The sequence below is a fragment of the Pseudoalteromonas fenneropenaei genome (assembly GCF_042643375.1).
Classification (GTDB): Bacteria; Pseudomonadota; Gammaproteobacteria; order Enterobacterales; family Alteromonadaceae; genus Pseudoalteromonas; species Pseudoalteromonas fenneropenaei.
Genome location: NZ_JBHRSD010000014.1, coordinates 205,681 through 217,216, shown reverse-complemented (window position 1 = coordinate 217,216; position 11,536 = coordinate 205,681). Strand labels below are relative to the sequence as shown.

The 11,536-nt window shown below is 46.1% G+C and carries 8 protein-coding genes; 3 read left to right on the top strand and 5 right to left on the bottom strand.

Annotated elements, in window-relative coordinates; genetic code table 11:
• Positions 1 to 145 precede the first annotated feature (145 nt).
• Entirely contained in the window at positions 146 to 1,360 is a 1,215-nt protein-coding gene (locus ACFOEE_RS09110; protein ID WP_377123415.1) for an MFS transporter, read from the bottom strand.
• A gap of 199 nt (positions 1,361 to 1,559) precedes the next feature.
• Between ACFOEE_RS09110 and gtfA the strand changes: the two genes are divergently transcribed.
• Complete coding sequence (gtfA, locus tag ACFOEE_RS09105; protein WP_377123413.1) at positions 1,560 to 3,026, top strand: sucrose phosphorylase; 1,467 nt, start codon at positions 1,560 to 1,562, stop codon at positions 3,024 to 3,026.
• Positions 3,027 to 3,244: 218 nt separating this feature from the next.
• Here the strand turns inward: gtfA and ACFOEE_RS09100 are convergent, their stop codons facing one another.
• Entirely contained in the window at positions 3,245 to 4,279 is a 1,035-nt protein-coding gene (locus ACFOEE_RS09100; RefSeq protein WP_377123411.1) for a LacI family DNA-binding transcriptional regulator, read from the bottom strand.
• Positions 4,280 to 4,488: 209 nt separating this feature from the next.
• Here ACFOEE_RS09100 and ACFOEE_RS09095 point away from each other — a divergent pair, with 209 nt between their 5' ends.
• Together ACFOEE_RS09095 and ACFOEE_RS09090 are read left to right on the top strand one after the other, a co-directional pair.
• Positions 4,489 to 6,507 carry a bifunctional 2',3'-cyclic-nucleotide 2'-phosphodiesterase/3'-nucleotidase gene (locus ACFOEE_RS09095; RefSeq protein ID WP_377123409.1) on the top strand — a complete coding sequence of 673 codons (2,019 nt, stop codon included), beginning with the start codon at positions 4,489 to 4,491 and terminating at the stop codon, positions 6,505 to 6,507.
• A gap of 89 nt (positions 6,508 to 6,596) precedes the next feature.
• Positions 6,597 to 8,765 (top strand): DUF6359 domain-containing protein, encoded by a 2,169-nt coding sequence (locus tag ACFOEE_RS09090; RefSeq protein WP_377123407.1) that lies wholly within the window; start codon positions 6,597 to 6,599, stop codon positions 8,763 to 8,765.
• Between the two features lie 63 nt (positions 8,766 to 8,828).
• Here the strand turns inward: ACFOEE_RS09090 and dld are convergent, their stop codons facing one another.
• Genes dld through ACFOEE_RS09075 form a run of 3 tightly spaced genes read right to left on the bottom strand, consistent with a single transcriptional unit; the run spans position 8,829 to position 11,529 of the window.
• Complete coding sequence (gene dld, locus ACFOEE_RS09085; RefSeq protein WP_377123405.1) at positions 8,829 to 10,547, bottom strand: D-lactate dehydrogenase; 1,719 nt, start codon at positions 10,545 to 10,547, stop codon at positions 8,829 to 8,831.
• A 12-nt stretch (positions 10,548 to 10,559) separates the two neighbouring features.
• Positions 10,560 to 10,952, bottom strand: a complete 393-nt coding sequence (locus tag ACFOEE_RS09080; protein WP_377123403.1) for a ribbon-helix-helix domain-containing protein — start codon at positions 10,950 to 10,952, stop codon at positions 10,560 to 10,562.
• Between the two features lie 22 nt (positions 10,953 to 10,974).
• Positions 10,975 to 11,529, bottom strand: a complete 555-nt coding sequence (locus ACFOEE_RS09075) for a DJ-1/PfpI family protein (RefSeq protein ID WP_377123401.1) — start codon at positions 11,527 to 11,529, stop codon at positions 10,975 to 10,977.
• Between the last annotated feature and the right edge of the window lie 7 nt (positions 11,530 to 11,536).

Sequence of the window (11,536 nt, the reverse complement as noted above, 5' to 3'; positions counted from 1 at the left end):
CTCTTGTTGATTTGGGAGATACTTGCTGCAGTGTCTCAATTTTTAAACTTAATCGATTAAGTAAATTAGCAAAAGAAAGCGACTTTGCAATTAAATTTTTACGTATTTTACAAACTATTTTTTAACCTATTGAGAAGTATAAAATTTAACCTAAAGCATGCGGTGCGAGTTTTGCTGCGGAAGGGTCGCGCAGCCAATTAAACAGCATTAGCAGAAACAGCCCAATAGCAAACCCAGTGGCAAGATAAAAACCATACTTAACATGGCCAAAGTGATCGCTCACTACACCCATTAAAAATGGTGCAACCGCTGCGGCAACCGCGGTAAAAAATAAGATCACCCCCGCAATGGAACCATGCTGATGTTTTGCAAAACAAGAGATCCCTTTAGAGTTGAGGGTTGGGTAAATCATCGACATAAACAGCCCACACAAAGGCAAGGCAAATACCGCCGCATTGACCCCATAAATAAGGGTGGCGAGATAACATAAGCTAATTGCGGCAGATAGATACACCATCACAGTTTGCCAGCGAAACTGATTTAATAACCACACCGCCAAAAAACGCCCAATTGCGCGCAAAATAAAAAAGAGCGTCAGCGCATAGGCGGCAAGCCATGTCATATCTCCCTGATAATCCAGTAATAAGGTTGGCATCCAGACATAAATCGCGACTTCTGTAGCAACATATAAGGCAATCCCCAGCGAAAAAAACAACGCGAGCGGATCTTTAAGTGCAGCAAGGGTTTGCGCAAAACCCACTGAACTTGGAACCACAGTATGCGGCTTGGGGAAGGAGGCTTTGGCGGTCACAACAATCAGCAGCAAGCATAATACTGCTGCGGCAACATACAGGTAAGTCCAACTCACGCCTTTGGCGAGCATAAAACTACAGGCCGCAGGGCCAATAATAGCGCCGACTGCAAAAAAACCTTCGACTTGGTTCATGGTCTTAGTATGTTCTTTACTGGTGGTTGAAATATCCCCAAGCAAAGCAATGGCACCGGTTTTAAAAAGCCCAATGGCAGTACCAACTAGGCCAAGTAAAACTACAAAAAAAGCAAAGCTATCACCAATTGCAAATAAAAAGCATGACAGCGCAAATAAACCCAAACCAATCAGAATGGTTGCCTTGCGACCTAACTTATCCGCCAAAAAGCCAAGTCCAAGGCCACTTAAGGCTATCATTATCATCGGCGCATAATGAAAGGCACTGGCCTCTGTCATCGACAAATTATAATCTTTGATTAAAGTTGGAATGATGACCCCGACTGCGTCAGACGTCATGGCAAACATCAGGAACATCATAAAGGTCAGCCAACGAATGGCGTGATTTGAATGGGTTGGGCTATCTTGCTGCATATGTGGCCTCGTTGTTCTCTAGTTAGTTAGCTTGCAATCAGCAGCAACGTCGCTGTCTACTGAAGTATTTTAGTACTTAATTTTCAACAGGCTAACCTTGTTTAATGGTTTTTTAGGATTTAGTACTTGCAGTTTTTGACCCATTGATTAATGATTAACTTAATCGATTAAGTCATGAGTAAACTTTGAGCGAAACATTATGAAAAATCAAGTCCAGCTAATCACATATGTTGATAGATTCTCAGGTGGTGGCTTTAACACTCTGGAAACATTAATAAAAAAGGAGTTTTCCGGCGTATTTGGGGGCGCTCACATATTGCCATTTTACTACCCTATTGACGGCAGCGATGCCGGGTTTGACCCCATAGACCACAGCTTAGTCGACCATAGATTAGGAACGTGGACTGATGTTAAAGCACTCAGTGATCAAGTTGAGATCATGGCTGATCTCATCGTCAATCATATGTCGGCTCAATCGCCTGAGTTTCAGGATGTGCTAGAAAAGGCTGAGGCGTCTGAGTTTTGGGATTTGTTTTTAAAAGAACAAGATATTTTCCCCGCTGGCATTACGCCAGAGGAAGCAAAGCAAATCTATCGCCCGCGCCCCGGCAGTTGTTTTAGCAAAAAAGCCTTGAAAGATGGTCGCGAAATTAACTTTTGGACCACATTCACTGACAATCAAATTGATATCAATGTTTACAGCCCTGCCGGACAAGCTTATTTAGAAAAAGTGTTGCAGTTATTTGCCGCCAATGGGGTAAAAATCATTCGCTTAGATGCCGCAGGTTACGCGATTAAAAAAGCCGGCACCAGCTGCTTTATGCTCGATGAAACGTTTGCATTCGTCAATGCATTGTCAAAGCGAGCCAACGAGTTAGGCATGGAAACGGTGGCTGAAATTCACAGCCATTATCAAACCCAAGTAAACGTCGCCACGCGCGTTGACCGCGTCTATGATTTTGCCCTGCCGCCACTTATCCTCCACACCTTATTTAGCCAAGATGTCACGGCATTATTTAAATGGTTGGAAATCGCGCCGCGCAACTGTTTAACTGTGCTGGATACCCATGATGGCATCGGTATTATTGACGCAGGTCCTGCTGGGGATAAAGCGGGGCTGTTGAATGCAGCGCAAATTGATGCCTTAGTTGAAACCATTCACGACAAGAGCCAAGGGCAAAGTCGTAAAGCCACGGGCGCCGCGGCAAGCAATGTTGATTTATACCAAGTGAATTGCACCTATTACGATGCGCTAGGACAGGACAATTTCCATTATTTACTGGCGCGCGCCATACAATTTTTTGCCCCAGGTGTACCACAAGTGTATTACGGTGGCTTACTCACTTTAAGTAACGATATGGATTTACTGGCAAAAACCAATGTCGGCCGGGATATCAACCGCCCTTATATTGATCCTGAGACCTTAACCTCTGCCAAAGCGAAAACCGTGACACAGGGGTTACTGGCACTGATTGCCCTGCGCAACTCCCACAGCGCGTTTGACGGCGAATTTTCGTTTCTTGCGAGTGGTGCGACTGCGATTATGAAATGGACTGAAAAAACCACGTCATTAGCGCTGCAATTTAACCTTGCAACCCGTCAGGCCTTGATTGTAGAAGAAGCCGAGCAAGTGACTATACGCTTAGATTTATCTAGTTACAGCTAAACCAGTTGCTGCTAATCCAATTACTGCTAGACAACACTGACTGCTGGGCTGCGCGATACCTATATGCTTTCAAGTAGTACAGGTTTACACCCAGTGGATTTCAAAAATGCACCTAGGCGGCAAGTGAATCAAGCCCATGAGCTTAGCGGGACTAAGTGAGTGGGCTACATGAGCACAGCCAACAACCGTACATGTTGAAACACGACGGCTATATATAGTTAATTACTTTGACCTTGAATAAGCTTGTAGCCAAGTTGCACTTTTTGCGTTGAGCGCTCTAAAAACAGCAAGGCTGCGGTTTTACCTTTTTCGACACTGTTTTGTTGTATGGTAGTGATACTTGGGCTATGAAGTAACGCCTCTTGAATGCCATCAAAACCAACAATTTTAAGCTCTTCAGGTACACGTATGCCTTTACTTTTAGCCACCCGCATTGCTGCGAGCGCGATTAAATCACTCATACATAACAACACGTTAGGTCTTGGCGTTAATGACAGCGCCTCTTGCGCGGCTATCGTAGCGTACTTTTCACTGCTTTCTGGAATACTCCAGAGTAGTTCTGGCAAAAATGTCAGATGTTTTTCTCGTAGCGCGCGCTGATATCCAGCCAAACGCTGATGAGCAATGGAAGTGCCTAAATCTTCAGGTAAATTTTCATCATATACACGGCACACCACATTGGTATCTAACAACCGTAAACCCAATATTGCAACCTGCGCTTGGGGTTGCGTTAACGCGCTGCTGGCTGCGTCATACGCCGCTTGGGTGTTATCAATATTGACCGAAGCACGGTTCGGTAAATCAAAATCGACAGTCACCACAGGTTTGGTCACACTACTTAAATGCGCAAACAAATTTAGGTTTCGCGGGCGGCCATAACAAATAAAACCATCAACAAAGTCGACAACATTATTGAGGTTGTCTTGCGTGCCGGAAAATAACAGGATGTTATTGCCTCTTTCTTCGATGATGCCAGCGACACCACGCATAAAACTACTGGCAACCGGATCAGACACCATATATTCCACGCTGTCCGGCAACACCAAAGCAACGATGTTAGAAGTGCCCTTACGTAGAGATTGCGCTGCTTTATTTGGCCCAAAATAGCCCAGCTCTTCACAGGCTTTTAAGATCTGCTGACGCTTATCTTTGGATAGTTGATCTGGTCGATTAAACGCATTAGAAACCGTGGCATTAGACACACCAAGGTGCAAAGCAATACTTTTCAGTGTCCATTTTTTTTCTTCAGACATAGCGGTAATTTTCAATCTGCACAGCGTGTTACTGAAAAATATCACTAAATTAGTCATTGTGCGAAAAGAAAATAGGCGGCGTAGCTGTAAAGCCACAAGCCTGTCCCCAAATTGCCATATTTTTGGCATCTAGCTGCCATCTAATCTTCGTTAAATTGTCTTTTTGATGTTCTATATTTGCCGCTCAAAATTGATCATGAGAAAGGACTATGAACATAAAACACCTCCCGTTAGCGCTTATTTGTGGTACTGCTGCTTTGTTTGCTGGATGCTCAGACTCAGATAAAGACGACAATCAAGTCAAAGAGGGCGCGCAAATGACGGTACGCCTTTTAGAGACTACAGATCTTCACGCCAACCTGCTGAATTTTAATTACTTTAGTGATTCTACAGATGACAAAGTGGGTTTAGTAAGAACAGCAGCACTGATCCGCGCAGCCCGTGAAGAAGTGGCCAACTCAGTGCTGGTTGATAATGGGGATTTAATTCAAGGCAGCCCGCTTGGCGATTATATGGCAAAGATCCATAAGCTTAACACAGGTGAGGTTCACCCCGTTTATAAAGCCATGAACACCTTAAACTATGACGTGGCAAACATCGGTAATCATGAATTCAATTTTGGCTTACCTTTTTTACAAGAAGCCATTAACGACGCCAACTTCCCATATATTTCCGCTAACGTATTTAAATACGATGGGGACGACAACAGCGCCAACGACGAGCCACTATTTAAGCCTTATGTGATTTTAGAAAAATCCTTTAAAGATAATGCCGGTAAAATCCATACACTTAAAGTTGGCTTTATTGGCTTTTTACCACCTCAAATTATGCAGTGGGATAAAGCCAATTTAGAAGGCAAAGTGATTGCTAAAGACATAGTGGAAATGGCCAAACTCTATGTGCCAAAAATGAAAGCTGAAGGCGCCGACATAGTGGTTGCTATTCCGCATTCAGGTTTGGAAACGGGTGATGATAAACCTATGGCGGAAAACGCCAGTTATCATTTGTCTAAAGTAGCCGACATCGATGCCATTATGTTTGGTCACGCTCATGCCGACTTCCCAGGCTCTCGTTATGCCAATATGACAGACAAAGGCGTAGACATAGAAAAAGGCACAATTAATGGTGTTGCCGCAGTCATGCCGGGCTTTTGGGGCAATAATTTAGGTGTTATCGATTTAACTCTGCAATACAAAGACAAGCAATGGCAAGTAGTTAGCTCACAATCAAAGCTACAACCGATTTATCGCACCGACGAAAACAAGCAAACCGTGGCTCTGGTTGAAAATGACGCACAAGTCGAAGCCGCGGTGATGCCAGAACACAACGCCACCAGAGAATGGGTCAACAAGCCATTTGCAAGAATTACCGCGCCAGTTTACAGCTACTTTGCGCTAGTCAATGACGACCCTTCAATCCAAATCGTGACCGACGCGCAAGCTTGGTATACCCAGAAAATAGTGCAAGGTACTGAGCTTGAAGGCCTACCTATTCTTTCTGCGGGCGCACCGTTTAGAGCCGGCCGTGGTGGTTCTGAAGATTTTACCTCAATCCCAGTGGGTGATATTGCGTATCGCAACGTTGCTGACTTATACATTTACCCGAATGTGTTAAAAGTACTAAAACTGACGGGTAGCGAAGTCAAAGAATGGCTTGAAATGTCAGCAGGTCAGTTTAATCAGATCAACCCAACGGCTACCCAAGCTCAAGCGCTGATCAATCCGGATTTCCCCTCTTACAACTATGACGTGCTGGATGGCGTGACTTATCAAATTGATGTGACGCAACCCGCCCGCTACAACGCCAAAGGTGAGAAAGTCTCTGATGGCGAACGTATCGTTAATTTACGCTACAACAACCAAGCGATTGATTTAAATGCGGCGTTTTTAGTTGCAACCAATAATTATCGCGCGTCGGGTGGCGGTAACTTTCCTAATATTAACGCCAGCAAGATTGTGGTGGATTCACCGAATGAAAACCGCCAAGTGGTGGCTGATTACATTGAATACCAAAGCACTCAAAATGCGGGCCAAGGGTTAGACCCTTCAGCAGATATGAACTGGACTTTTGCCCCAGTGCCTAATGTCGACATCACCTTTATCAGTGCCAATAACGATAAAACCGTGAGCTACGCGGAGCAATTTCCACACATTTTGCCAACCGGACAAACCAACGCCGATGGCTTTGCAATTTATCAGCTGGATCTCTCTCAGCCCTCTCAGCCGTAATTGCACCCAATTTGACAAGGCCCGTTGGGCCTTTTCAATCTCGCGCACCAAACCCCAACAAACATTCAAAACACAACAGGAATTGAGTGATGAAAATGCCATTGCTAAAAACAACCTTATTGCTTGTTACGTCGTTCGCGATATCAAGCGCTTACGCAGTTGACCCCTATAGCTGGAACAATCTTGCGCCCATTAAAACCCCGTCAGCCAGCAACAATAACGGCAAAACCGTGTTGTTTGATGTCTCTCACGGTGGTGTGGAAGGCAATGCCGACTGGGTCATTGACGGCGGCTTTTCGGATTTTGCCGATGCCTTAGTGGCACTGGGCTATACCGTCAAAGAATACCGCGGAGTGGACTTAAATAACGACGGTCGCATTCGCTTTTTTGACGACCGTAGTAATTCAACCAACCAAAACGAAGCCATTATTAGCTACGATGCGATTAAAGCTGCCGACGTATTCGTGCTTGCCGAATCAAACCGTCCTTTCACTTTGGCAGAACAACAAGCGCTAATGCAATTTGTCGCTGACGGTAAAGGCATTTTCTTTATCGCTGACCACTATGACGCCGACCGTAACCTTAATACCTGGGATGCCACTGAAGTTTTTAACGGTTATAACCGCTCAGATCTCATCAAATATCAATTAGGTGGTGCCTATGGTGATTGGCGTAATCCGAAAGATGCCAGCAAAGGTTGGTTAGTGGAAAACTTCGGCATTCGTTTTCGCTTTAACGCCGTGGATTACAAACAAGGGGTGAGCGGCATTGAACCAAGCAGCAAAACCGAAGGCATTACTGCAGGTGTACAACCTATTTTAATGGCCGGTGGTGCAACGCTCAGTATTGTTGACCCAACCAAAGCCAAAGGCTTAGTGTATTTTTCGGCTTCTGATCGCCCAGTGAAGTGGTCGAACGCCAAAGATGCAGGTCTCTATTTTGGTGGCACAGCCGAAGGCCCTTACGCCGCGATTGCGAAATCTGGTGCCGGTAAAGCGGCGTTTATCGGCGACTCATCGCCAATTGAAGACGCTACGCCAAAATATCGCCGTGAAGATAACGGCAACACCAAAAAAACTTACCCAGGTTGGACTGACTCCGGCAATGCCGCAGTATTAGCAGTTAACATCGTCAATTGGCTCGCCACGCCAGAAGCGTATAGTCATTTTGATGGTAACAATGGCCATGTCAGTGGTTTTGCCACACCACAACCGATGGCTAGTACGGAAATGACTGACCCCAATAATGGTCAACCTTGGGGCACTCCAGCCAGTGGTTACAACGCGTGGAATACCGATACATTTAAAAACAACGCTTACAATGCCCCATACGGCACCACAACCACTGAGCCAAACCCTGATCCAACGCCTGTTGGTACGGTTTCGGTGGCTACGGCGTTAAATGCCAGCACCGGCACGCCATTAGTGATCTTAGGTAAAGTAACGGCTGCAGTGAACGACATTTATGGCCTTGAGCTAACAGATACCAGTGACAGCACTTTACACTTAAATGTGAAGCTAGAAAGCGCGCAGCGTAACGACTTTAGTCCCACGCTTAACCCTGACATTCTCAACCAAAACATTATTGTTACGGGTACGCGCGACAGCTATATGGGCGCCGCTGGGGTCAGAAACGTTTCTGAGATTAAATTAGCCCCTACTTCATTGTCAGTTGAGCAAGCACTTGCCTCGGCACAAGGCAGCAGCATTGAGCTGACTGGCCGCGTTAAATCAGCAATGAATGATATTTATGGCTTAGTGCTTGAAGACAACAGCAATGCAAGTTTTACCATCAACATTAAACTGGAGGCCAGTCAACGCAATCAATTTAGCCCACAGCTTAACCCAAGCATATTAGGTGCGCAGTTGTTGATTAAAGGCGTACGTGACAGCTATATGAGCCAACCGGGGGTGCGCCAAGTTTCGCTGATTGAAGAAGTGAGTAATGCCAATCTGCCCGATCAAACGGGTGACAACTCAGTCACTGATGTTTTAGCACTTGCCAATGGCACGCCGGTGGTTGTAACTGGGGTGATCAAAGCCGCCATTAATGGCCAATATGCGCTTGAATTGGCAGATAGCCAAAATGCGGGAGCAACCTTGTACGTGAAGCTTGAAACAAGCCAACGTGATGCTTATAGCCCAGCATTGAACCCTGCGCTTATCGGCAAACGCCTACGCGTTGAAGGGATCAAAAACGATTATATGAGCCACGCAGGTGTGCGCAGTGTGGCGAATTTAACCTTGCTCACTAATTAATTCTCACGAATTAATCCTCACGACTTTAAGGTGTAAGGATGTTAAATGGCGACAAGTCGTGGTTTACCCTTGCTTGTCGCCATGCTGACATACGCCATAACATTTTTGCTTTGACATTTTGCCAATACCGGGATTAAAACGATTGGTCGGGTCGAGCTTTTGATATTGCGCCGCCAAGGCAGGCTTGGCCAAGTATAAATGACCGACATTATGCTCTGCTGGATATTCTGCACCACGACTATCAATAAACGCTAACAGTTCCGCTTTAACCTCGTCTGGGTCAAACCCCGCTTTGACAATATAATCCTGATGGAACACATAACAGAGAAAGTGGCCGTAATAATAACGCTGTGCGATTTTCTCACTGAGTGCCTTGGGTAGCCGCTCAAACCAATCCTGACAATTGCGTGGCAAGGCAATATCTAATGCCAGCAAGCCACTAGTGTGTTGATGATGAAGTTTTTGATACTGGATAGCGGCGCCAGCAGCGGCAAACCTCAGTAAATAAACTTGCTTAGCTTCGGCATCGTTACAGCTTTTTACCGCTAAACTGTGGGTGTGACTTAACTGCGTTAAGCGCGTTTGCACTTCGGCAAGCGAGTGGCCTTTAACGGTTAAAATCAAATGATGCTCAAATTCGCTTTTCAGCGTTTGCAGATAATCGGGGACTTGGCTTGGTAATAGCCGCGCCATTCGATTACTGAGCCAATCAATTGTCCGCTCATTCGTGAGTGCAAACTTTTGACAAAACTGTTCCAGCGATTTTTTCAGATTAAAAAAGCGCGGCATCACGCTGGTGCCAAAGTGTTTTAAAATCAGCATGGTATCGCGACCATAATGATCAGTAAGGTCAATTACATCGCGATGTAAATATTCCGCCGATATCGGCAATTCGTGCATTTTCTCTAACAGGTCACGGCGTAGTTCAGTTAAACAAGCTGCGCTGTTAGTGCTGATAAGCAAAGTGGTTTTTTGTTCTGGCTTGGCAAAACTATCGAGTCGCACCGCAAATACCGCCAGCTTGCCCGCGCAGCCACTGGCTTGGTGTAAACGTCGCGGGTCAGCATTAAAACGTGCAGGCGTAGGGCTTTGGGTATCTCGCAGCCAAGTTTTATAGTCGCCGTCGGACGCTTTTTTTGCGGTGGTTTTAATGTCTTTGAGTTGGTAGCGCTGCGCTTGAAGATTTTCGAGTATTTCTTCGGGTGTTTCACCCAATGCGATATCTAGCTCGTTAACCAAATGCAGCTCACCGTGTTCATCCAATTGCGCATAAAGCGCCAGCTCAGTATAGGCTGGCCCGCGCTCCACCAGCGCACCGCCGGAATTATTACACACCCCACCAACAATCGACGCGCCGATGCAAGACGAACCAATCACTGAATGGGGCACGCGGCCGTGAGGGTCGAGGACTTTTTCTAGCGCAAATAAACTGGCTCCAGCAAAGGCAACAAACTGCTGTTGCTCGGGTAGCAATTGAATATCAGTCAGCGCTAAGGTGTTGATGATCACCGTATCGCGGTCCATCCCTTCAGCAGGTGTTGAACCGCCAGTAAGCCCTGTATTGGCAGCTTGCATCACAATTGCCACATCGGTTTTCACCAACAACTGCAACACTTGCCACAGCATTAACAGCGTGCGAGGTTTAATCACGGCAATCGCAGTGCCTTGCCCCACCCGAAACCCCGTTGCGTAGGGTTGGATTTTTTGTTGATCGGTAATCACATTACGCTTACCAATCAGCACGCTCAGGTCATTCAATAAGGTATCGCGAAAATCTTGCATAACGCCCCCAGCTTAATGTTGTTCTGGCTTTGAGGGCAGTTGCCACAGCGCACGGCGCTGCATGTCTTGCGCTTCGCTATGCATCAGTTGTTTGGCATCAACCTCCTCAAGCGCTTGTAGCGGTTCCCGTTGCAAATGGCCATCGGCCAACAGTGACAGAAAACGCGCACAGCACACTCGCAAAAACGAGGTAAAATTGCTGATGTCATGGTCGGCATCTAAAGATTCTAAATACAACTTTGTGATCAATTGCGTCACGTTCATACCATCACGCAAGGCGATTTCATCTAAAATTTGCCAAAAATAGCTTTCAAGACGAATGGAGGTAACCACCCCATCAATGCGTAGCGAACGTGTGCTGCTTTGCCAAAGAGTTGGGTCCGCGTGAATAAACAACTGGCACATAATGTTACCTCCGTTAAAAATTTTACAGCAAAGCCATAAACTGCTGCAAAAATGCAGGGTGCGCAGGCCAAGCTGGCGCAGTCACTAAATTACCATCGGTGATGGCTTGATCCATCTCTAATGCCACATAGTCCGCGCCCGCCATTTTCACCTCTGGCTCACAAGCAGGATACGCCGATACCCGCTTACCACGCACCACATCTGCAGCAGTGAGCAATTGCGGGCCGTGGCAAATAGACGCAATTGGTTTATTGGCGCTTGCAAACGCCCGAATAATGGCAATCACCTCTGGGTTTAAACGTAGATATTCCGGCGCACGGCCACCCGGTAAGTAAAGTGCCGCATAGTCGTCTGCTTTGACGCTGGCAAAATCGGCATTTAAGGTAAAGTTATGGCCGCGTTTTTCCGAATAAGTTTGCGCCCCTTCAAAATCATGAATTGAGGTGGCAATGGTGTCGCCTTTACGTTTATTCGGGCACACCGCATCAATTTGATAACCGCATGCCTGCAAAGCCTGAAACGGCACCATGTTTTCGTAATCTTCTACATAGTCGCCAGTGATCATTAAAATTTTCATGGATTGT

Coding starts and splice junctions, on each gene's coding strand:
- ACFOEE_RS09100 (WP_377123411.1), bottom strand. CDS start 4,279: ATGTCTGAAGAAAAAAAATGGACACTGAAAAGTATTGCTTTGCACCTT.
- ACFOEE_RS09095 (WP_377123409.1), top strand. CDS start 4,489: ATGAACATAAAACACCTCCCGTTAGCGCTTATTTGTGGTACTGCTGCT.
- gtfA (WP_377123413.1), top strand. CDS start 1,560: ATGAAAAATCAAGTCCAGCTAATCACATATGTTGATAGATTCTCAGGT.
- ACFOEE_RS09080 (WP_377123403.1), bottom strand. CDS start 10,952: ATGTGCCAGTTGTTTATTCACGCGGACCCAACTCTTTGGCAAAGCAGC.
- ACFOEE_RS09075 (WP_377123401.1), bottom strand. CDS start 11,529: ATGAAAATTTTAATGATCACTGGCGACTATGTAGAAGATTACGAAAAC.
- ACFOEE_RS09090 (WP_377123407.1), top strand. CDS start 6,597: ATGAAAATGCCATTGCTAAAAACAACCTTATTGCTTGTTACGTCGTTC.
- dld (WP_377123405.1), bottom strand. CDS start 10,547: ATGCAAGATTTTCGCGATACCTTATTGAATGACCTGAGCGTGCTGATT.
- ACFOEE_RS09110 (WP_377123415.1), bottom strand. CDS start 1,360: ATGCAGCAAGATAGCCCAACCCATTCAAATCACGCCATTCGTTGGCTG.